Source organism: Sphingomonas yantingensis, from assembly GCF_014199325.1.
Taxonomy (GTDB): domain Bacteria; phylum Pseudomonadota; class Alphaproteobacteria; order Sphingomonadales; family Sphingomonadaceae; genus Sphingomonas; species Sphingomonas yantingensis.
On sequence record NZ_JACIJJ010000002.1, the window covers coordinates 413,504 to 433,602 of the forward strand.

General features: G+C 68.0%; 20 protein-coding genes. 13 read left to right on the top strand and 7 right to left on the bottom strand.

All coding sequences use genetic code 11. From position 1 onward, the window contains the following. Window positions 1-13 precede the first annotated feature (13 nt). The 10 genes from FHR19_RS08180 (at window position 14) to FHR19_RS08225 (ending at window position 7,121) form a co-directional block, all read left to right on the top strand. Window positions 14-151, top strand: coding sequence for a hypothetical protein (locus tag FHR19_RS08180; protein WP_184026814.1), 138 nt, complete (start codon window positions 14-16; stop codon window positions 149-151). Between the two features lie 67 nt (window positions 152-218). Next, window positions 219-1,037, top strand: a complete 819-nt coding sequence (locus tag FHR19_RS08185; protein WP_184026816.1) for an N-acyl homoserine lactonase family protein — start codon at window positions 219-221, stop codon at window positions 1,035-1,037. A 2-nt stretch (window positions 1,038-1,039) separates the two neighbouring features. Beyond that, window positions 1,040-1,672 carry a 3-isopropylmalate dehydratase small subunit gene (gene leuD, locus FHR19_RS08190; RefSeq protein WP_184026818.1) on the top strand — a complete coding sequence of 211 codons (633 nt, stop codon included), beginning with the start codon at window positions 1,040-1,042 and terminating at the stop codon, window positions 1,670-1,672. Next, on the top strand, window positions 1,635-2,633 hold the full coding sequence (locus FHR19_RS08195) for an NADPH:quinone oxidoreductase family protein (RefSeq protein WP_184026821.1): 999 nt from the start codon (window positions 1,635-1,637) through the stop codon (window positions 2,631-2,633). Before leuD ends, FHR19_RS08195 begins: the two co-directional genes overlap by 38 nt. 77 nt (window positions 2,634-2,710) lie before the next feature. Beyond that, window positions 2,711-3,034 (top strand): DUF1476 domain-containing protein, encoded by a 324-nt coding sequence (locus FHR19_RS08200; RefSeq protein ID WP_184026823.1) that lies wholly within the window; start codon window positions 2,711-2,713, stop codon window positions 3,032-3,034. A gap of 3 nt (window positions 3,035-3,037) precedes the next feature. Beyond that, window positions 3,038-3,274: a BolA family protein gene (locus FHR19_RS08205; protein WP_096343839.1), complete on the top strand. Its 237-nt coding sequence runs from the start codon at window positions 3,038-3,040 to the stop codon at window positions 3,272-3,274. Between the two features lie 5 nt (window positions 3,275-3,279). Further along, complete coding sequence (grxD, locus tag FHR19_RS08210; RefSeq protein WP_184026825.1) at window positions 3,280-3,609, top strand: Grx4 family monothiol glutaredoxin; 330 nt, start codon at window positions 3,280-3,282, stop codon at window positions 3,607-3,609. Window positions 3,610-3,652: 43 nt separating this feature from the next. Continuing rightward, window positions 3,653-4,954, top strand: a complete 1,302-nt coding sequence (locus FHR19_RS08215) for a glycosyltransferase (protein ID WP_246359404.1) — start codon at window positions 3,653-3,655, stop codon at window positions 4,952-4,954. A 254-nt stretch (window positions 4,955-5,208) separates the two neighbouring features. Then, window positions 5,209-5,577 (top strand): BlaI/MecI/CopY family transcriptional regulator, encoded by a 369-nt coding sequence (locus FHR19_RS08220; protein ID WP_184026827.1) that lies wholly within the window; start codon window positions 5,209-5,211, stop codon window positions 5,575-5,577. After that, complete coding sequence (locus FHR19_RS08225; RefSeq protein WP_184026829.1) at window positions 5,574-7,121, top strand: M56 family metallopeptidase; 1,548 nt, start codon at window positions 5,574-5,576, stop codon at window positions 7,119-7,121. Before FHR19_RS08220 ends, FHR19_RS08225 begins: the two co-directional genes overlap by 4 nt. Window positions 7,122-7,142: 21 nt before the next feature. Here FHR19_RS08225 and FHR19_RS08230 read toward each other — a convergent pair whose 3' ends face one another. Then, window positions 7,143-7,361: a hypothetical protein gene (locus tag FHR19_RS08230; RefSeq protein WP_184026831.1), complete on the bottom strand. Its 219-nt coding sequence runs from the start codon at window positions 7,359-7,361 to the stop codon at window positions 7,143-7,145. 14 nt (window positions 7,362-7,375) lie between these two features. Next, a complete protein-coding gene (gene tgt, locus FHR19_RS08235; RefSeq protein WP_184026833.1) occupies window positions 7,376-8,536 on the bottom strand; it encodes a tRNA guanosine(34) transglycosylase Tgt in 1,161 nt (386 codons plus the stop codon). Window positions 8,537-8,634: 98 nt separating this feature from the next. Between tgt and FHR19_RS08240 the strand changes: the two genes are divergently transcribed. Next, a complete protein-coding gene (locus FHR19_RS08240) occupies window positions 8,635-8,796 on the top strand; it encodes a hypothetical protein (RefSeq protein WP_184026835.1) in 162 nt (53 codons plus the stop codon). Between the two features lie 11 nt (window positions 8,797-8,807). Here FHR19_RS08240 and FHR19_RS08245 read toward each other — a convergent pair whose 3' ends face one another. From FHR19_RS08245 to FHR19_RS08255, 3 genes are all read right to left on the bottom strand, one after another. Next, complete coding sequence (locus FHR19_RS08245; protein ID WP_184026838.1) at window positions 8,808-9,707, bottom strand: alpha/beta hydrolase; 900 nt, start codon at window positions 9,705-9,707, stop codon at window positions 8,808-8,810. Further along, on the bottom strand, window positions 9,704-11,380 hold the full coding sequence (locus FHR19_RS08250; RefSeq protein WP_184026841.1) for a carboxylesterase/lipase family protein: 1,677 nt from the start codon (window positions 11,378-11,380) through the stop codon (window positions 9,704-9,706). The genes FHR19_RS08245 and FHR19_RS08250 overlap by 4 nt, the downstream gene beginning before the upstream one ends. A gap of 120 nt (window positions 11,381-11,500) precedes the next feature. Beyond that, the gene (locus FHR19_RS08255; protein ID WP_184026844.1) at window positions 11,501-14,467 is read right to left on the bottom strand and encodes a TonB-dependent receptor plug domain-containing protein; all 2,967 of its coding nucleotides are present in this window, start codon (window positions 14,465-14,467) and stop codon (window positions 11,501-11,503) included. Between the two features lie 382 nt (window positions 14,468-14,849). Between FHR19_RS08255 and FHR19_RS08260 the strand changes: the two genes are divergently transcribed. Both FHR19_RS08260 and FHR19_RS08265 read left to right on the top strand, forming a co-directional pair. Beyond that, entirely contained in the window at window positions 14,850-16,097 is a 1,248-nt protein-coding gene (locus FHR19_RS08260; protein WP_184026847.1) for an MFS transporter, read from the top strand. After that, on the top strand, window positions 16,094-17,698 hold the full coding sequence (locus FHR19_RS08265) for a glycoside hydrolase family 43 protein (protein WP_184026849.1): 1,605 nt from the start codon (window positions 16,094-16,096) through the stop codon (window positions 17,696-17,698). Before FHR19_RS08260 ends, FHR19_RS08265 begins: the two co-directional genes overlap by 4 nt. Window positions 17,699-18,048: 350 nt before the next feature. Here FHR19_RS08265 and FHR19_RS08270 read toward each other — a convergent pair whose 3' ends face one another. Together FHR19_RS08270 and FHR19_RS08275 are read right to left on the bottom strand one after the other, a co-directional pair. Beyond that, window positions 18,049-19,059 carry a LacI family DNA-binding transcriptional regulator gene (locus FHR19_RS08270; RefSeq protein WP_343053212.1) on the bottom strand — a complete coding sequence of 337 codons (1,011 nt, stop codon included), beginning with the start codon at window positions 19,057-19,059 and terminating at the stop codon, window positions 18,049-18,051. 82 nt (window positions 19,060-19,141) lie between these two features. Next, window positions 19,142-20,038 (bottom strand): alpha/beta hydrolase, encoded by an 897-nt coding sequence (locus tag FHR19_RS08275; RefSeq protein WP_246359405.1) that lies wholly within the window; start codon window positions 20,036-20,038, stop codon window positions 19,142-19,144. Window positions 20,039-20,099: the final 61 nt, after the last annotated feature.

Here is a 20,099-nt window from a genome sequence, read left to right on the forward strand (position 1 = left end):
GAGGGTCGTGTTGATGCGTCGAGTAATGGTCCTGCTGATCGCCGGTACCGTGATGAGCGGCCTCGCCGCCGCCTATGCCTCGTCGGGCAAGGTGCGGCAGAAGGGGTCAGCCCCCGTCCAGCAGGCGAGCGTCACTGTCGCCGAGGGCTGAAAGCCCGCAGTGACAGCGGGTTGATCCTCAGGCAGCATCGTCCCCAACCAACAGGGGAATTGATGCCATGCGCCTGATCGCCGCTTCGCTCGTCGCGCTCGCCACCACCGGCGCCGCGCCGCCGGTCCAGGCACCCGCCAGCGTCCGCATCGCCGCGTTCGAGTGCGGTCGGCTGGTCCAGCCCGATCTCGGGCGGTTCAACGACACGATGCTGTTCGCGGGCGAGCGGCGCGAGTTCGTCGCGGGCTGTTTCCTGATCCGCCACCCCAAGGGCGTGCTGCTCTGGGATACCGGGCTGTCGGTGGAGATGGCGGCGAAGTCGCCCGACCGGATGAAGGCGGGGATCGCGATCGCCGACCGATTGAAGGCGCTGGGCCTGACCTCCGCCGACGTCAAATATATCGGTATCAGCCATTATCACGCCGACCATACGGGCGGCGCCAAGGCCTTTCCCGATGCCGAATTGCTGATCGGCGCCAAGGACTGGGCGGCGGTACAGGCGATGGGCGGCGACGATCCGCAGCGCGCCGCGCTCCGCCCATGGATCGACGGCCCGGCCAAGGTCACGCCGGTGGCGGGCGACCGCGACGTGTTCGGCGACGGCAGCGTGATGATGCTGACCATGCCCGGCCACACGCCCGGTCATTCGGCGCTGCTCGTCCGCACCGCGAAGAACGGCCCCGTCCTTATTTCCGGCGACGAATATCATTTCCGCGAGAACCGGCCCGTTCGCGGCGTCCCCACCTTCAACACCAGCCGCGCCGAGACGCTGGCGAGCCACGACCGGTTCGAGGGGATCGCGAAGAACCTCAAGGCGCGTGTCGTCATCCAGCACGATCCGCGCGACATCGCCGCCATGCCCGCTTTCCCCAAGGAACTCGACTGACCATGCGAGCCGTCACCCGCGTCGAAGGGCGCGCCTATCCCTTCGGTGCGAAGAACATCGACACCGACATCATCATCCCCGCCCACTGGCTCAAGACCGTGACGCGCGAGGGACTGGGCAAGGGCGCGTTCGAGGCGCTGCGGCGCGAGGATGGCAATGTGTTCGACGACCCGGCCTATGCCGGCAGTCCGATCCTGATCGCCGGCGAGAATTTCGGCTGCGGATCGAGCCGGGAGCATGCCGCTTGGGCGCTGGACGACATGGGCGTGCGCGCGGTGATCGCGCCGAGCTATTCTGACATCTTCTCGGGCAACGCGGTCAAGAACGGGATCGTCCCCGTCCTGCTGCCGCAGGAGGCGATCGATCGGCTGCTCGAGGTCGCGCGGGAAGGGGCGGCAATCACCGTCGACCTCGAGAGCATGAGCGTCACCACGCTCTATCAGGATCGGTTCGTCTTCGAGATGGACGGTTTTCGTCGGCAGTGCCTGATGGAGGGGCTGGACGAGATCGGCATGACGCTGGCACAGGATACCGCGATTTCGAAATACGAGGCGGCCGTCGGTTCGGACCGCCCGTGGATCGCGGGAGGAAGCCGGAATGAAGGCATTGCTGTCGAGGGCGCCGGGCGGACCTGAAGCTCTAGAGCTCGCCGACCTGCCCGATCCCGTCCCCGCCGCGGGGCAGGTGATCGTCGCGGTGAGGGCGTGCGCGATCAACTATCCAGACGTCCTCATCATCGAGGACAAGTACCAGTTCAAGCCGCCGCGCCCGTTCGCGCCGGGCGGCGAGATCGCCGGCGTGGTCGAGGCGGTGGGCGAGGGCGTGACAGGCTGGGCACCCGGCGACCGGGTGATCGCGGTGATCGGCAATGGCGGGCTGGTCGAAAAGGTCGCGGTGTCCGGCGCACAGCTCCACCGCTTGCCCGACGGCCGCGATTTTGCCGAGGGCGCGGCGCTCCTCCTCACCTATGCCACCACCATCCACGCGCTCGCCGATCGCGGCCGGCTGGCCGAGGGGCAGACGCTGCTGGTGCTCGGCGCGGCGGGCGGGGTGGGGCTCGCGGCGATCGAGCTCGGCAAGGCGATGGGCGCACGCGTGATCGGCGCAGTGTCGTCGGAGGAAAAGGCGGCGGCGGTGCGAGCGGCGGGGGCGGACGACGTGATCGTCTATCCGCGCGGGCCGTTCGACAAGGACGCGTCGAAGGCGCTGGCCGAGCAGTTCAAGGCGGCGGTCGGGCCGAAGGGCGCCGACGTGATCTATGACCCGGTCGGCGGCGATTATGCCGAGCCGGCGCTCCGCTCCGTCGCGTGGGAGGGGCGGTATCTGGTCGTCGGGTTCCCGGCCGGCATCCCGAAGCTGCCGCTCAATCTGACGCTGCTGAAGAGCTGCGACGTGTGCGGCGTCTTCTGGGGCGCGTTCGCCGCGCGCGATCCGAAGGCGAATGCGGCCAATGTCGAGCGGCTGTTCGCGCTCTGGCAAGCGGGGCGGATCTCCCCGCGCGTGACGCAGCGTTTTCCGCTGGCGCGCGGCGGTGAGGCGATCGCGGCGCTGACGACGCGCGAGGTGATCGGCAAGGTCGTCGTCGAAATGGACTGAAATCGCGGCCCGTTGCGCTGCCGCAACCGCCCCCCTATCTCGCTGGTCACGAAATTTGACGAAGGGGCCGGGAACCAATGACCACGTTCGACGATCGCGAGCGCGCGTTCGAGGCGAAGTTCGCACGCGACGAGGAGATGCTGTTCCGCGTCGTCGCGCGCCGCAATCGTCTGCTCGGGCAGTGGGCTGCCGGCCTGATGAAGCTGACCCCGGAAGAGACCGAGGCCTATGCCAAGGCGGTGGTCCAGGCCGAGTTCGAGGAAGCGGGCGACGAGGACGTGGTCCGCAAGCTTTACGGCGACCTGATCGCCGCCAATGTCGATGTCGACGAGAGCGCGGTCCGCAAGGCGCTGGACGAGCAGACCGTCGAGGCGCGACGCCAGCTTATTGAGGCGCCCTGACCCATGCCGATGGCTGCCGAAGAGATCGAGGCGCTGATCCGCGCCGAACTGCCAGATGCCGAGGTGACGATCACCGACCTGGCGGGCGACGGCGATCATTATGCCGCGCACGTCGTATCGGGCGCGTTCAAGGGGCTGAGCCGCGTCAAGCAGCACCAGACCGTCTATGCGGCGCTGGGTGGCCGGATGGGGGGCGTGCTGCACGCGCTCCAACTGACGACCGCCGCGCCCAAGGAGTAAGTAGAATGACTGACGAAAGCCAGACGCGCATCCGCGAGATCGTCGATGCCAACGACGTCGTCCTGTTCATGAAGGGCAGCCCGCTGTTTCCGCAGTGCGGCTTCTCCAGCCGGGCAGTCGCGATCCTCAATCATCTGGGCGCCGACTTCGAGAGTGTCGACGTGCTTCAGGATCAAGGGATACGTCAGGGCATCAAGGCGTTCAGCGACTGGCCGACTATTCCTCAATTGTACGTGAAGGGCGAGTTCATCGGCGGTTCGGACATCATGATGGAAATGTACGAATCTGGTGAACTCAAGACCTTGATTGACGAAACCGGCGCGGCGCAGGCCTGAATAAAGGGGCCCGCGCCCCGCCCATAGATACGAAAGGGGCGTCATGCTCCAGCAGACCGGCGCCGCGTTCGCGGCGGAGGCTCGTTCGCGCGCGAACAAGCCGATGATCCTGTGCGATCTTACGCAAAGCTATTCGCCGGCCGGCGGTGGCGGCATCAGCACATACCTGCGCGAAAAGCGCGACTATGTGCTGCGCGAGACGCCGCACCATTTGCTTCAGATCGTGCCGGGGCCCGAGGACCGGGTGACGGTGAACGGCCGCCACATCTTTGCCGAGGTCGGCGCAGACCCCGTGCACGGCAGCCCGAACTATCGCTTCATCCTGCGCACCGGGGTCGTTCGAGACCTGCTCGCGCAGTATCGGCCCGACGTGATCGAATCGCTGTGTCCGTGGGTGCTGCCCTGGACGGCGATCCATCATCGCCGCGCGTTTCCCGACACGACGCTGATCGCGGGCTATCGCACCGACTTCCCCAACGCTCACGTCTATCGCGTCGGGGCCGAGAAGCTGGGCGAGACGATCGGCCGCGGGCTTCGCTGGCTGTCCTATGGCTATGCCGAGATCACCTATCGCGAGTTCGACTGGGTCTATACGCTGAGCGAAGCCGCTCGCGAGCCGCTGGGCAAGCGCGGCATCCACCAGACCTCGGTCCTGCCGCTGGGCGTCGATACCACGTTGTTCAACCCGGGTCGGCGCGATCCGGGCTATCGTGCGGAACTCGGCCTGCCGGGTGACGGGCCGCTGCTCGTCTATGCGGGCCGCATCGACAACGAGAAGCGCGCTGATCGGCTGGTCGACATGTTCCGCCGCCTGCCGAGATCGCTGGGCGCCGCGCTGGTGATGATTGGCGACGGCAAGCTGCGCGAGCCGCTGGCGGCGGCCGCAGCCGATCTGCCGATCGCCTTCACCGGGTTCGAAAAGGACCGCGCCGAACTCGCCCGCGCGCTCGCCTCGTCGGACATCTATGTCTCGGCGATGGCGGACGAGACGTTCGGCGTCTCCGTGCTCGAGGCGCAGGCGGCCGGGCTGCCCGTCGTCGGCGTGACCGGCGGGGCGATGCCCGACCGCGTGCCGGCGGGGCTGGGGATGCTCGGTCCCGTCGACGACGTGGCGGCGATGGCGCGCAACGTCGAGGCGGTGTGGGCGGGCGACGCCGCCGGCATGGGCCGCGCCGCGCGCGACGTGGTGGTGGCCGGTTTCGGCTGGGACCGGACGTTCGAGCGGCTGCTGGGCGAGATCTATCCGGCCGCGATGGCGGTTAGTGCCGATCGCGTCGCGCGCCGGACCGCTAATCGCTTCGCCTCGGCGCGGCCGTCGCTGCCCGCGGGTCTGGTGACTGCCTGAAGGAAATCCGGGTGGGCGAGCCGCCTTGGACGGGGCGGCTCGCCCGGGTTTGAAGCGTCGGACTGACGTTCGTCGGATGCGCAGATGTATAAGCACCTGGCGTGCCAGTTACGCCAACCCGCGAAAATGCAGCGTTTCTTTCGTTAACGGCTCTTCACCTCGATCGCTGGTTGTAAGCTGTTCCGACAGTCGGTCCAACCGCTTGACTACATCTGTAATCGCTGCGATTACATCCGTAGTCGAAAGGGCGTGTGATGACCGAGCGAATCAGCGATGCCGAACATGCGGTGATGGAGGTGCTGTGGGATGAGAGTCCGCTCACCGCGCAGGAAGTGGCCGAGCGGGTGCCCGTCGATCGCGACTGGAGCGTCAACACCGTCAAGACGCTGCTGGGCCGGCTGCTCGGCAAGAGCATCATCGCGCATGAGGAGGATGGCCGGCGCTATCGATACCGTCCGCTCGTCGCGCGCGAGGATTATGTCTCGGGCGAGTCGAAGAAGCTGATCGACCGGCTGTTCGGTGGCCGCCTGACGCCGCTGGTCGCGCATCTGGCCGAGCGCGATGAACTGAGCCGCGACGACATCGCCGAGATCGAGGCGTTGCTCCGGGAGCTCAAGCAATGATCGCCTGGGCTATTGAGACGGTCGTCGCCACCACGCTCCTGATGGCGTTGGTTCTGGTGATCCGCGCGCCGGTGCGACGCTGGGTAGGGCCACAAATCGCCTATGCTTTATGGGCGATCCCGTTGCTGCGGATGGTGCTGCCGCCGATGCCCGCCGAATGGCGCGGGCGGATGGTGCCGACCCTGCCGGTTCCCGAGGATATCGTCATCTCGCTGGGCCATCCCGTCGCGGTGCTGCCCGCGGTGCCCGAGACGGGCATCGGTTGGCCGACAGCAGTGATTGGCATCTGGGCGATCGGCGCGATCGGGTTCGCCGGCTGGCACCTTATCGTCTATTCGCGCTTCTGCGCACGGATCAAGGCAGGCGGGCGGCGGCGCGCCGCGCTGGTCGATGGGCGTGTCGCGATGATCGAGAGCAATGCCGCCGCCGGGCCGCTCGCCTTCGGCATCTGGCGCAAATATGTCGCGTTCCCGGCGGATTTCGCCGAACGCTATGACGAGATGGAGCGCGACCTCGCGCTCGCACACGAGCTTGGCCATCATGCCCGCGGCGACCTTGCCGCCAACTGGGCGGCGCTGGCGATGCTCGCGTTCCACTGGTTCAATCCGGTCGCGTGGCGCGCGTTTCGTGCCTTTCGCGCCGATCAAGAAATGGCCTGCGATGCGCTCGTGCTTGCCGGTCGTCACCCGGCGCTGCGCCATGCCTATGGTCGCGCCATCGTCAAGAGCGCGCATGGGGGCGCGGTCTCGGCAGCTTGTCACCTGCACACGATCAACGAGATCAAAGGGAGGCTCCGCATGTTGACCCACCACCAGAAACCGACCCGTCGTACCACCCGCGTCGGGCTTGCCGGCATCACCGCCCTCGCGCTCACGGGCCTCGCGCTCACCGCGTCGGGGACCCGCGCGGCCGAGAACCTGAAGGCCAAGGTCGAGGATCGCATCGGCGTGCGCATCGCCGATATCGAGCTGCCGCAGCTGCCCGAACCGCCGGCACCGCCAGCCCCGGCCGAAGCAGCGGAGGCGCCCGCCGCGGCGGCCGCGCCCGACGCGCCCGACGCGCCCGGTGCGCCGCCCGCACACCGGGTGCATGTATACAAGGTCAAGGACGGCAAGCGCACGATCGTCGTTCGCCGCGGCGACCCTGTCGATCCCGCCGAGATGGCGCGCCTGTCGGCTGATACCGAGCGTCTCGCCGCCGACGCAGAGCGCATGGCTGCGACGATCCGCGTGCCAGAGATCAAGGAAATGCGCTGTGGTGGTGCCGGCCCGACGAGCTACAGCGTCGCGACCGCCGGCGGCCGTTCGATCAGCCGCACGGTGATCTGCACCGACCGGATCGAGCGCGCAGCGAGTGAGGGCGCGCGTGCCGCTGCCAAAGCCGGGCAGACGCGGGCGTTTGCGATGGCGACGGCCCGCGCCTCGATCCAGAGCGCTCGCGCCCACATCCAGGCCGAACCCAGCCGGAGCGATGCCGATCGGCGCGAGGCACTGGCCGGTCTCGACGAGGCGATGGCCGAGGTCGAGCGCCAGACGGGCGAGTAAGTCGCCGGCCGCCGGAGGGGATCAGCCCTTCCGGCGGCTGCCGCGGTTCGAATAGATGAGCGCCGCGGCCAGCGCCGCCGAGCCGATGCCGACCCCCGCGACGGTCGCGATCTGCCACTTCTTGCCCTCGCTGGGCAGCGGCGGATTGGCGCCGGTGGCGGAACGGCGATCCTTGACCGCGCGCGCATGCTTGGCCGCGGCCAAAATCTCGTTTTCGGGCAAATCGTCGCTGTCGGCCATTTGGGCTCCTCTCCTCAAGCTTTCGAAACGCCTGCCGCTGCTGGTCGCTCCGCATAGTAATTCGTACGGAACGTCGCGGCAAAGTCCGCTAGCGTTCCCGCACCGATCGCGGCGCGAAGGTCCGCCATCAGCGTCTGGTAGAACCAGAGGTTATGCTCGGTCATCAGCATCGCGCCCAGGATCTCGCCGGCGCGGACGAGATGGTGGAGATACGCCCGGCTCCACGTGCCGCAGACGGGGCAGGGGCAGGCGGGGTCGAGCGGCCCCTGATCCTCGGCAAAGCGGGCGTTGCGGATGTTGATCGGTCCGCCGCGCGTGAACGCCTGGCCGGTGCGGCCCGATCGGGTGGGCAGCACGCAGTCGAACATGTCGATGCCGCGCTCGACCGCGCCGACGATGTCATCGGGCTTGCCGACACCCATCAGGTATCGCGGCTTGGCGGGGTCGAGCTGGCCCGGCGCATAGTCGAGCACGCCGAACATCGCCTCCTGCCCCTCACCGACGGCAAGGCCGCCGACCGCATAGCCGTCGAAGCCGATATGCTTGAGCGCGTCGGCGGACTCGCGGCGCAGCCCCTCGTCGAGCGCGCCTTGCTGGATGCCGAATAGCGCCGCGCGTTCGGCATGGTCGCCGCCTGCGTCGAAGCCCTCGCGGCTGCGCTGCGCCCAGCGCATCGATCGTTCCATCGCCGCGGCCTGCACCTCTCGCGTCGAGGTCGTCGGGACGAGCTCGTCGAACGCCATGACGATATCGCTGCCGAGCAGGCGCTGGATCTCCATCGACCGCTCAGGGCTGATGAGGTGGCGGGAGCCGTCGAGGTGGCTCTTGAAGGCGACGCCCTCCTCGCTGCGCTTGGTCAGTTCGGCGAGGCTCATCACCTGATAGCCGCCGCTGTCGGTCAGGATCGGGCGGTCCCAGCCCATGAAGCCGTGCAGCCCGCCCAGCCGGTTCACCCGCTCGGCAGTGGGGCGCAGCATCAAGTGATAGGTGTTGCCGAGCAGGATGTCGGCGCCCGAAGCGCGCACGTCGGCGGGCTTCATCGCCTTGACCGTGGCGGCGGTGCCGACGGGCATGAAGGCGGGCGTGCGGATCGTGCCGCGACGCATCGCGATCTCGCCGAGCCGCGCACGGCCGTCGGTAGCCTGGATGGTGAAGGAGAAACGGGGTGGGGTCATGGGGCGCTTCCCATGCCGCGCCGCGCCGCGCTTGCCAACCCGGCAGGGAGCCGGCGGCCCCCCGCTTCGTTCGATGCGCATCCAAAGGAGACGATGCGATGGACAATCCACTGCGCCCCGGCGACCAGGCCGAACCCGGCACCCCCGGCACCGGCGAGAATCTTTGCCGCGATTGCGGCGGGTCGGGACAGGTGGACGGGGGCGACTGCCCGACCTGTGACGGGACGGGCCGGGTGATCGAGGGGATCGGCGGCGGCTGATCCCCCGCACGTCACCGGATGTTCTTGCGCTCGATCGTCAGGCGCGGGTCGCGGCAGAGGCCGCAGTCCGGCCCCGTGAAACGCCGCGCGGCTGCCTTGTCGCCGAACAGCCGCCATTCGAGCCACGCGCCCACGACCTCTGCCGCGATGCCGCCATTGGGCTGCATGTAGGTGCCGCCATGGCCGACGGGGATGTTGACGACGGCGGCGGGGATCGTGCCGATCCGCCGGAAATCGTCCATGCCGTTGGCATAAGCGATGTCGGTCGGCCCGCCGAGGACGTAGAGCGCGGACCCGTGCAGCCGCCCGATCGCATCCTTGCCGACGCGGATGCCCTCGATCGGGCCGGGCCCGTCGTTGAAGACGCCGCTGTTCATGACGACGATCGTCTTCACGCGGGGATCGTCGGCGTTCATCAGCGCCTGCAGTCCGCCGCAGCTGAAGCCGGATATCGCGATGCGGGCGGGGTCGATGCGACCTTTCAGCGGGCTGCCGGTGCGGCCGTTCTCCGCGATCGCCCAGTCGATCGCTTGCCGGAGCGCCGAGGCTGGAGTCGCGGCGGTCAGCCTGCCCGGCGGGCCGGTCCGCGGCGCCGCCGGGGCCGCACCGGGGATCGTCCCCGGCGCGATCGCCAGATAGCCGCGCGAGGCGATGTCGAGCAGGTGGTTGCGCGAACTCGTCCCGTCGGCGCTGCACCCGCCATTGCCGAAGACATAGATGCCGAGCTTGCGACGGCCGAGCCCGGACAGGTCGCGCGGGCGATAGACGACATGCGCGGGCAGGGCGGGGACTGCCTCGAACAAGGCCGGCCAGTTGCCCGACCCCGGCGTGGTCGCGGGCTCGGGCTTCGGCGCGTTCTGCGCGGCGAGCGGTGCGGCGGCGAGCGCCGCTAGGGCGAACAGCCGCTTCATGCGAGCAGCAGCCGGCGCACGTCGCCCTCGGGATCGTCGACCATGCGGCTGCGGTCGTCGAACACCATCGTCTGGCAACGGGTCGGATCGGTGGGTGCCCAGGCAAGCCCCGGCTGGCTCGGATCGCCGGTCCGCGCGAAATTGGCGAACGATCGCGCGCACTTCGTGGCGAGTGCCCGCGCCTCGCGCGTGTCGCCGGTTCCCTGTTCGCATCGCTTCGTATTGTCGAAGAAGAAGGCGAGCTCGGCGGTGTGCCACGCGCCGGCGACGCCATCGAGCTGAGGCGACTGCCACTGGAAGTGGTATTGATAGACCGGCGCACCGCCCTGGTCGTGCTTCAGCTTGACCATCCGCTGGACGTTGTTGCGCATTGTGAGTCCCTGTACGCCGTAGCTGAGCGTGCGGATCGCTTTTTCAGGATGCGCCGTCTTCATGGCATCCACCAGTGCGTTGGCGCGGGTCCCACCCATCGTCGTCGCCAGTTGCGCACGCCATTCGGCCTCGGTCGGGTTCTGGCTGAAGCGCATGCCCTCCTCGCTGGTCCCGCCGATGATGACGGGCACGTTGCGCGAGGCGTCGGGCGCGGCGTCGAAATAACTGCGCAGCGTGATGAGGCGGCCGTCCATCGTCGGTCCCCAGCCGACGCGCGGTGTGGCGGGGGGCGGCGCGCCGGGGCCGGGCAGGCCGCGGGCAGGGCCGTTGATCTCGCCCGCCACCGCGTTGCCCGCCTCGATCAGCCGGCTCCACTCCATCTTCTGCAACGCTTCGAGCGCCGCGCGCCCGGTACCGATGTCCAGCCGCTTGATCACTGCGCGGGCGAAGTCGCGCGACTGCTCGCCGCTCGGGATATTGCCGCCGCCGCCGGACATGATCGCGGCGCGCCCGAACTGGCCCCTGGCGCTTTCCATGCCGAGCAGCGTCGTCACCTTCGACCCGCCGCCCGACTGCCCATAGATCATCACCAGAGCCGGATCGCCGCCGAACTGGGCGATATTCTCCTGCACCCAGGCGAGCGCGGCGGTCAGGTCGGTCATGCCGACATTGACGCTGTCGGCATAGGCCTCACCCCCGAGCTCGGCCACGTCGAAGAAGCCGAGGACATTGAGCCGATGGTTGACCGACACCTGCACCACGTCGTGGTTGCGCGCCATCTGCGCCCCCTCGTGGCTGGGCAGCTCATAGGCCGAGCCGAAGGCGAAGCCGCCGCCGTGGAAATAGACCATCACCGGCCGCTTGCCCGACAGCGACGGGGTCCAGACGTTGAGCTTGAGCATATCCTCGCCGAGGAAGCCGTCGTCCCAGTCCTGAAGGAAGGTATGCTCGATCGCGCGCCAGCTGTGCAGCGTCTGCGGACAGTTGGCGCCGTAGACGAGCGCCATGTACGGGTCGGTCCACGGTCGGGGCGGCTTGGCGGGCAGCCAGCGGTTCGCGCCGCCGGTATCGTCGCCGTAAGGGATGCCCTTGAAATGGAAGACGTCGCCCGCGACGAAGCCGCGGACGGGGCCGTAGCGCGTCCGGGCGATCGCCGATTTCGGCGTCGAGCAGCCGCCCGGGCCGCTATGTGCGCCGGTCTTGACGCTGTCCGACGCCGCCGCATCGCTGCCGCCCGCGAGCATCAGGCCCGCCGGTGCCGCGCCGAGCAGCGCCCGCCGATCGAGGTTCAAGCCCTTCATCTCGCTCTCCCGTTCCATATCCTATAGGATCAATGTGCACGATGCCGCCACCGGGTCCAGAAAAAAGGGTGGCGGCGCCGAAGCGCTGCCACCCTCCAAGGTTCGCCGTGCGGCGGGGGCTCAGAATTTGAAGCGGACGCCGACCCGGTACGTGCGGCCAAGCGCATCGTAGAGGGCAGGGTTCGAGAAGAAGGGCGACAGCGCCGGATCCTCGTCGAACAGGTTGTCGACCTTGAAATAGGCGGTGACCTCTTCGGTCAGGTTATACGTGCCGCCCACGTCCATGTAGAAGGCGCCGGGGACGAAATTGTCCTGGGGGCTGATCGTCTGGTTGACGGGCGTCGAGACCGGGCAGCTGCCGGGTTCGCACTCGACATAGTTGTTGTTGATCTTGCCGCTCGTGAACCAGCGCTCCTGAAGGAGGAGCGAGAACTGGTCGTTCGAATAGCTTTGCGTGACCAGCCACTTCCAGTTCGGCGTCGCGCCGAAGTTCTGGCCGGCGGAGTCGCCGGGAATGGTCCCGGGCAGGCCGGTGTCGCTGACGTACTTGGCGACGTGCGTGGCCAGGCCTCGCAGCACGAACTGACCCGGCAGGCCCAGCGGATTGCGCCACTGATAGCTCGCCTCGATGTCGAAGCCCTCGGTCTCGATCGACGCGAAGTTGAACGACTGGACGTTGATGAAGTTGGGGCCGTTGGGGTTGTTCAGGTTGAACGCGTTGCACGTCTGCGGAAGGATGTTGCCGAAGCAGTAGTTGACGATGTCGCCCGCCCCCAGGCTGCCGATCACGTCGTCGATTTTGATCTTGTACCAGTCGAACGATGCGCTGAAGCCGCGGAACCAGGACGGGTTCGACAGCGCGATGCCCGCCGTCGTGTTGCGCGCCAGTTCCGGCGTCAGCGCCGGGTTGCCCGTGGTGTACTGGAGCGCGAGCACGTTGCGGTTGTTGAAGGGGTCGAAGAAGTTGGGCAGCGTCGTCGTGACGGGTGCTGCGAAGAGCTCCGACAGGTTGGGCGCGCGGATATCGCGCGACGTCACGCCGCGGATGCGCAGGCCGTCGATCGGCAGCTCCCACGTGCCGCCGATCTTCCACGCCCAGACGGTGCCCGAGGTCGAATAGTCGGTGACGCGCACCGCGCCGTTCAGGTTTGCGCGGCCGAGCGCGTCCGAGTTGATGATCGGCAGGTCGACTTCGACGAACCCCTCGACCACGCTATAGGCGCCAGTGCCGGGATAGTAGTTGCCGGCGTACCAGTTGGCCCCGCCCGGTAGCAGCACCGGATCAACGGGATAGTTCGCGTTGGCCGGCGCATCGACGACACCGCCGCCATAGGGATCGCCGTAAACCCGGTAATATTCGTGCCGCGCCTCACCGCCGAACGCGAAGGAAACCGGCCCGGCCCACGACTCGAACGGCTGTCCGGAGAAGTTCAGGCTGACCACGTCCTGCGTCTGTCGCGTCCGCTGGAACGGGCCGTTCTCCGGCTGGACGTAGCGGATCGCCGCCTCGGACGGATTGCCGCCGATGATGTTGAGCGGCTGGCACCCGTTCGCCCGCGCGACGGGATCGCGGCAGACGATCGTGCCGTCAAGGCTGATCGCGTCGATCGCCTGATTGAAGCGGCGCGACAGGTGGATGTTGCTGACGTCGATGTCGGAATAGTTCGTGCCGTGCTCGAAATAGATGTCGTAGTTCCAGTCGGTCCCGAACACCGGCGTCTTGCCCTTGGCGCCGACGACGAAGCGGTACTGGCGGCGGTCGGTATGGACCTGCGTGCTGCCGAGCGCGGCGTTGCTGGTGCCGTAGCGGAAGCTGGTGATGCCCGCCGCTGCGCACTGGTTCCGGACGATCTGCGGCACGAAGGGATTTGCGCACTGGATCGTCAGGTTCGGGCGGTTCTGGCCGTTGATCGGCTGATTCTGGGTCTTCACCTGGCCGATATTGGCGCTGAAATAGAGCTCGTTGCCCGGCGCGAAGTCCCAGCCCAGACGGGTGTAGGTATTGAGGCGCTCGATGCTCGACTTGATCGAGCGACCCGAGTCGACGTTGCCCGACACGTCGCCGCCCTGGCAGAAGCCGAAGTCGCAACCGCGCACGGTGCCCGCCGCGTCACGCACCGGCACGCCGTTCGAGCCGTACTGGAACTGGAACGGATTGCCCGCCTGGTCGAAGGCGATGCCCTGAAGCGGGCCGGCGGTGATGAGGCCGTATTTGGTGAACCCGATCGACTGGGCGAAGTCGCGCAGGACGAGCTGCGGGTTGCCGTCGTTGGTGATGTTGCGATTGACCAGCGTTCGCTGCGTGAACCAGTCACGCCCGCCGGCAAGACCGATGCCATAGGGTCCGGGGCCGACACCCGCCTCGTTCCCATATTCAGTGCTGACGACGAAATGGACCGTGTCGTTGAGGAAGCTCTTGCCGGCGGCCAGCTGGACGAGGACGGTCTCGTCATCGGCATAGTCGGTGATGCTGCCAAGGACGTTGCCCTTGATCCCCTCGAACCGGGTGTCGGTGATGAAGTTGACGACGCCGCCGACCGCATCAGAGCCGTAGGACGCCGAGGCACCGCCGTTGACCACGTCGACGCGCTTGATGAGAAGCTGCGGGAACAGGCTGACGTCGGGCACGCCGGTGACGTTCGCGCCGACGACGCGCTGCCCGTCGAGCAGCGTCAGGGTGCGGATCGCGCCGACGCCGCGCAGCGAGAAGGAGCTGAGGCCCTGCTGGCCCGACGAGGTCGAGAAGGTGTTGGTCTGCGTGCCGCTCGACCCCTGAAGCGAGGGGAGCTGGGCGATCGTGGTGAAGACGTTGGGCTGCGCGTTGGCGGCGATCTGTTCCTCGCCGATCACTGTCGTCGGCGTGGGCGCGTTGAAGCCGCTCGACTGGATGCGCGAGCCGGTGACGACGATGTCCTGCGCGCGATCGTCGGCCTGGTCCGAGGGCGGGGTCGCCTGCGGCTCGGGCAGCGGGGCGGTATCCTGCGCCATGGCGGGCGCGGCGAGCATGCAGGTGGCGAGCGCCGCAAGGCTGGCAACGCCGGCGCGGCGCCACGATCGCGCGGACAAGGTGTAATCGCTTCCAGACATCTCTCTCTCCCTGAACCCCGAAAGGCTTGTCTTGCGGGACCAGTCCCCCGGACCCGGGCGCCGCTTTTCGCGGTCACTCATGATCATATACTATATGATCTATGCCGATGCCAAGCGATCGTTTCCCTACGGGTGCGCGAGAGGCACTCATTCCGGCCGTTGTCGCTTCGTATCAAACTCGATAGATAACGCTACCATCCGCTTCATGCGAGAGTCGTTTCCGCTTGTCAATACTACGACTATAAGCGTAATCGAAAATAGCGTCGTCACGGGTGGCGAGCGATAAAAGCCAGCCTTTACAGGCAAGGGTTACGTCGAGAGCGAATCGCCGCGCTCGGTTTCGGCCGCAAGCGAATCGATGTTGACGTTAACGGGAGGGGTGATGAAGGTCGGGCGGATTCCCAAACTTCGCTGGACGATCATCGGGCTGTTCGTCGGCGCGATGGTCATCAACTATCTGGCGCGATCGGTGCTGGGCGTCGCCGCGCCGGTCATCCTGACCGAGCAGAAGATATCGAACGAGCAATATGGCTGGATCACCGGCGCCTTTCAGATCGGCGTGATGTTCCAGCCGCTGGCCGGCTACGTCCTCGACGCGATCGGGCTGCGGACGGGTTTCGCGATGTTCGTCGCGGTGTGGTCGCTCATCACCGCGGCGCACGCCTTTGCCAGCGGCTGGATGGGCTTTGCGGTGCTGCGCGGTGCGCTGGGACTTGCAGAAGGATCGGCGCAGCCGGCTGGTCAGAAGCTGATCGCCGAGTGGTTTCCCGCCAAGGAGCGCGGGGTTGCCGGCGGCATCTACAATATCGGCGCCTCGTTCGGAGCGGTGTTCGCGCCGCCGCTGGTCGCATGGGCGGTGATGACGCAGAGCTGGCGGCTCGCCTTCGTCGTCGCGGGCGGCATCGGCCTCGTCTGGGCGGTGCTCTGGTTCGCGTGGTTCCGCACGCCGCAGCGCCACTTCGCCCTGGGCGCCGCCGAGCGCGACTATATCCTTTCGGGCCAGGAAGCGCGGCTGGCCGCCACCGCCGAGCGGCCGCGGATCGCCGCGATGCTTCGCCGCCGCGACCTGTGGGGCATCGCGCTGCCGCGGATGCTCGCCGATCCGGTCTGGGGCATGCTCAGCTTCTGGATGCCGCTCTACCTCGCGCGCGAGCGGGGTTTCGATCTGGCGGCGATCGCGCTGTTCGCGTGGCTGCCGTTTCTCGCCGCCGACCTCGGCTGTCTCTTCGGGCCGGCGATCGTGGCTGCGCTTCAGCGGCGGGGCATCGACCTCATTGACGCGCGCCGCGCCGCGTTCACGGTCGGCGCGCTCCTGATGACGGGCATGGCGTTCGTCGGTATCGTGACCAACCCCTATGCCGCGATCGCGCTCCTGTGCCTGGGCGGGTTCGCGCACCAGACGCTGTCGGTGACGGTCATCACGATGGCGAGCGACCTGTTCCGCCGCAACGAGGTGGCGACCGCAGCCGGGCTGGCGGGGTTCGCCGGTAACCTTGGCGTGCTGGTCTTCTCGCTCCTCCTCGGCAAGATGGTCGACGATGTCGGCTACGAGCCCTTTTTCGTCATCCTCGGCGTGCTCGACCTGATCGGCGCGCTGCTCCTCTGGACGCTGGTACGCAAGCCGCGATGAGCCTGATCCGCAATCCCATCCTGCCGGGCTTCAATCCCGATCCCTCGATCGTGCGCGTCGGCGCGGATTTCTATATCGCCACCTCGACGTTCGAGTGGTTTCCGGGCGTGCAGATCCATCACAGCCGGGACCTTATCCACTGGCGGCTGGCGGGCCGGCCGCTGGTCCGGCCCGCACAGCTCGACATGCGCGGCGATCCGGATTCGTGCGGGGTGTGGGCGCCCGATCTCACGCACGCGCATGGCCGCTTCTGGCTCGTCTATACCGACGTCAAGCGATACGGGACGACGACGGTCGACGGCGCGACCGGCGTGTCGCTGCGCGATTTCCGCAATTACCTCGTCACGTGCGAGACCGTGGACGGCGAGTGGTCGGACCCGGTGTTCCTCAATGCCAGCGGGTTCGATCCGGCGCTGTTCCACGACGATGACGGGCGGACATGGCTCGTCAACATGCTGTGGGACCATCGCCCCGGCCATGGCCGCTTCGCCGGGATCGTCGTGCAGGAGTACGATCATGCGACCGGCGCGCTGGTGGGCGAGCCCCGCAACATCTTCCCCGGCACCGACCGCGGCTTCACCGAGGCGCCGCATCTCTACAAGCGTGACGGCTGGTACCACCTGCTCGTGGCCGAGGGGGGCACGGGCTGGAACCACGCCGCGGTGATGGCGCGCTCGCGCAACCTGTTCGGCCCATACGAGGTGCACCCCGACGGCGCGGTGCTGACCGCGGGCGGCCGACGCGAGGGGGCGCTGACGCGGGCGGGCCACGCCGATATCGTCCACCTCGAGGACGGGACGCCGTGGATGGCGTATCTTTGCGGTCGGCCGGTGGGGGACAGCGAACGCTGCACGCTGGGGCGCGAGACCGCGATCCAGCCGATGGCGTGGGGTGCCGACGGCTGGCTGCGCACGGTGGCGGGCGATGCCGTGCCCGATCCCGCGCCGCAATCGCCGCTTCCGCCCGCACCGTGGGACGAGGCAGGGTGGGACGGCGGCTTCGACGGCCCCGACCTGCCGGCGCCGCTGCAATGGCTGCGCAGTCCGTATCCCGAGCGGCTGTTAAGCCTGACCGAGCGGCCGGGGTTCCTGCGCCTCCATGGCCGCGACACGGTGGGCAGCCTGTTCGAGCAGGCGCTGGTCGCCCGCCGCCAAACCGACTTCGCCTATCGCGCCGAAACGCGCGTCGAGTTCGAGCCGCGCGACTTTCAGGCGGCGGCGGGGCTGATCTGCTACTACAACAGCACCAAGTTCCATTACCTGCACCTGAGCCGCGACGGCGACGCGCGCGTGCTCCAGCGCATGACCGCCAGCCCCGAAAGCGGCGCGGTCGAGATGGTCGTGCTGGGCGAACTCCCCGCCGGCCCGATCGAATTGGCGGTCGAGGTCAACGGCGTGACCCTCCGCTTCTTCTGGCGCGCCGACGGGGGCGAATGGCAGGCGGCGGGCGAGCCGCTTGACGCCAGCATCCTGTCGGACGAGGCGACGCTGCCGGGCCTGCCCAACTTCACCGGCACGTTCGTTGGGATGGCGTGCCAGGACATGAGCGGGCGGGGGACGCCGGCGGATTTCGCGTGGTTCCGGTATGCGGGGCGGGGGTAGGGGCGATTGGCGGTGAGCTGAAGCGCCGCGGAGAGGCTGAAATGTCGGCTTTGGGCTGAAGAGCGGACCAATGCCAACGGTCAGAGCCGAGGGCGCCAAGTATCGTTAGGATATTTGCGTATTCGATCGAGCCACTGCCAAAGAACGAAAGCCAGCCCAAGTCCGCATACGATGACAGCTGCAAACCAGCCGCGATTGCGGGCTGTGAAGAAGCCCATAATCACCAACCCGACCACAGGAACGCTTAGGGCAAACCAGTCGCGCGTTACAATTTTTTGCATGGTCAGCAGCCTAGTCGAATACGCCGGGTCTGCAATTGGGGCAAAGCCGACTTGGCCGAAGCAATCCCTTCACCTCCGCGGCGCTGCCACCGACTGCCGTTCGACGATCGCATGGTCGAGGATGCAATCCCCCGGCTCGCCATGTCCCAGCACGCGCGCCAGCGCTTCGGCCGCCAGCCGATGGACCGGCTGGTGGATCGTCGTCAGCGGGGGCCAGAGCGTGACCGCCGCCGTCGTGTCGTCGAAGCCCGCGACCGACAATTCGCCCGGCACGTCGAGGTGGCGGCGGTGCGCGACCGAGACGACGGCGGCGGCCATGTCGTCGTTGCTCGCGAAGATCGCCGTCGGCGGGTTGTCGGCGGCCAGCAGTTGCTCGCCCGCGGCGAGGCCCGAGGCATAGCTGAAATCGCCCTGCGCCACGCGGACCTCGACCCCGCCGGCCTCTCGCACGGCAGCGTAGAAGCCGGCCATGCGCTCGGCACTCGCGGCCTGGTCCGGGTTGCCGAGGATGAAGCCCAGCCGGCGATGGCCGAGGGCCAGCAGGTGCCGCGTCATCTCGTACGCCGCCAGCCGGTCGTCGATGCGGACGCAGGTCGCGCCGGCGACGCCGTGCGCGCCGACCGCGGCGATCGGCACGCCCGCGGCGCGCAGGATCGAGAGGACGGGCAGCGCCTCACCCAGCGGCGGGGTGACGACGACTCCGGCTAGGCCCGAGGCCACCAGCTCCTCGATCGCGGACAAGGGCGGCGGGTGACCGTTCTCACCGCGCAGGAGGATCAGGCGCGCGCCGCGGGTTGAGGCTTCCTCGAACACGCCGGTCAGGAACTCGCTCATGAACGCGCGGCTGGGGTTGGAATAGAGGATGCCGACGCGCAGCTCGGACGAGGTGACGAGGCTGCGGGCGGCGACATTGGGGGTATAGTCCAGCGCCTCGATCGCGCGCTGGACGGCTGCGCGGGTGTCGGCGGCGACGCCGCTCTTGCCGTTGATGACGCGGCTGACCGTCATCGGCGACACCCCCGCCGCCGCCGCCACGTCGATGATCGTCGCGCCCCGCGCGCCGCGTGCCCCATTCTTCACGGATTGGGTCTATCTTTTGTTTGCTGGACGCGAAAGTGGCCCCGGTCTCAAGCCCCTCCCTTCCAGGGAGGGGAGAAGAAACTTACCGCTTCGGCGCAAGATAGCCGTGCATGGCCATCCAGCGGGTGAAGGCGTCGAACCAGCCGGTGCTCGTCGTCGACTTCGGATACATGCCGAAGCCGTGTCCGCCCTGTTCATAGAGATGGAACTCGACCGGGCGCTTGGCATTTCGCCACGCGTCGATCAGCCCGTATTGTGGCTCGCCGAACAGAGGATCGTCGGCGGCGAGCGCGACGAACATCGGCGGCGCGTCGGCCGGCGCGGGCATCGCGCCGAGCGGACCGTATATGTTGCCAATGAAGGCGGGCTTGGCATCCCCGCCGTTCAGCGTCGTCGCCATCGTCAGCATCGCGCCGGCGGAGAATCCGACCATGCCGATGCGGTCGGGATCGACGCGCCATTCCCTGGCTCGCGATCGAATGAGCGCGAAGGCGGCGCGTGCGTCAGCGATCTGCGGCGCGAGGTTCGCCATCATCGCCGCCGGGTCGGGCCGGCGCAGCGGGTGCCCGGCACCCGGCGGCGCGGGGGGGGCGGCGAAGGTGGCGAGGTCGGCGGGCGTCTGGTTCAGCCGGTACTTCAGCACGAACGCCGCGATCCCGCGCGCGTTCAGCGCCTTGGCAACGTCCCAGCCCTCATTCTCCATCGACAGCGTGCGAAAGCCGCCGCCGGGTGTCACCACCACCGCCGCGCCTGTGGCCTTGGCCGGATCGGGCAGGAACGGCGTCAGCGTCGCGACCGTCACGTTGCGCGCGAAGACGCTGCCATATTGGCTGTGCCAGCTTTCCTTGACCGGGGCGTTGGGCAGTTCGCCGGTGTTAAGCGTGATCGCAGTGGGCTGCGCCGGGATCGGTATCGGCGCCATCTTGTCGTTTTGGGCATGGGCCGGTGTGACCGCTACCATCGCGAGTCCTGTCGCCATCAGGCGCAGCTTTCGCCATCCTCCCGTCATCGTCGCTCTCCTATAGGATTTGCGGCTATAC

Coding starts and splice junctions, on each gene's coding strand:
- FHR19_RS08180 (WP_184026814.1), top strand. CDS start 14: ATGCGTCGAGTAATGGTCCTGCTGATCGCCGGTACCGTGATGAGCGGC.
- FHR19_RS08185 (WP_184026816.1), top strand. CDS start 219: ATGCGCCTGATCGCCGCTTCGCTCGTCGCGCTCGCCACCACCGGCGCC.
- leuD (WP_184026818.1), top strand. CDS start 1,040: ATGCGAGCCGTCACCCGCGTCGAAGGGCGCGCCTATCCCTTCGGTGCG.
- FHR19_RS08195 (WP_184026821.1), top strand. CDS start 1,635: ATGAAGGCATTGCTGTCGAGGGCGCCGGGCGGACCTGAAGCTCTAGAG.
- FHR19_RS08200 (WP_184026823.1), top strand. CDS start 2,711: ATGACCACGTTCGACGATCGCGAGCGCGCGTTCGAGGCGAAGTTCGCA.
- FHR19_RS08205 (WP_096343839.1), top strand. CDS start 3,038: ATGCCGATGGCTGCCGAAGAGATCGAGGCGCTGATCCGCGCCGAACTG.
- grxD (WP_184026825.1), top strand. CDS start 3,280: ATGACTGACGAAAGCCAGACGCGCATCCGCGAGATCGTCGATGCCAAC.
- FHR19_RS08215 (WP_246359404.1), top strand. CDS start 3,653: ATGCTCCAGCAGACCGGCGCCGCGTTCGCGGCGGAGGCTCGTTCGCGC.
- FHR19_RS08220 (WP_184026827.1), top strand. CDS start 5,209: ATGACCGAGCGAATCAGCGATGCCGAACATGCGGTGATGGAGGTGCTG.
- FHR19_RS08225 (WP_184026829.1), top strand. CDS start 5,574: ATGATCGCCTGGGCTATTGAGACGGTCGTCGCCACCACGCTCCTGATG.
- FHR19_RS08230 (WP_184026831.1), bottom strand. CDS start 7,361: ATGGCCGACAGCGACGATTTGCCCGAAAACGAGATTTTGGCCGCGGCC.
- tgt (WP_184026833.1), bottom strand. CDS start 8,536: ATGACCCCACCCCGTTTCTCCTTCACCATCCAGGCTACCGACGGCCGT.
- FHR19_RS08240 (WP_184026835.1), top strand. CDS start 8,635: ATGGACAATCCACTGCGCCCCGGCGACCAGGCCGAACCCGGCACCCCC.
- FHR19_RS08245 (WP_184026838.1), bottom strand. CDS start 9,707: ATGAAGCGGCTGTTCGCCCTAGCGGCGCTCGCCGCCGCACCGCTCGCC.
- FHR19_RS08250 (WP_184026841.1), bottom strand. CDS start 11,380: ATGAAGGGCTTGAACCTCGATCGGCGGGCGCTGCTCGGCGCGGCACCG.
- FHR19_RS08255 (WP_184026844.1), bottom strand. CDS start 14,467: ATGTCTGGAAGCGATTACACCTTGTCCGCGCGATCGTGGCGCCGCGCC.
- FHR19_RS08260 (WP_184026847.1), top strand. CDS start 14,850: ATGAAGGTCGGGCGGATTCCCAAACTTCGCTGGACGATCATCGGGCTG.
- FHR19_RS08265 (WP_184026849.1), top strand. CDS start 16,094: ATGAGCCTGATCCGCAATCCCATCCTGCCGGGCTTCAATCCCGATCCC.
- FHR19_RS08275 (WP_246359405.1), bottom strand. CDS start 20,038: ATGGCGACAGGACTCGCGATGGTAGCGGTCACACCGGCCCATGCCCAA.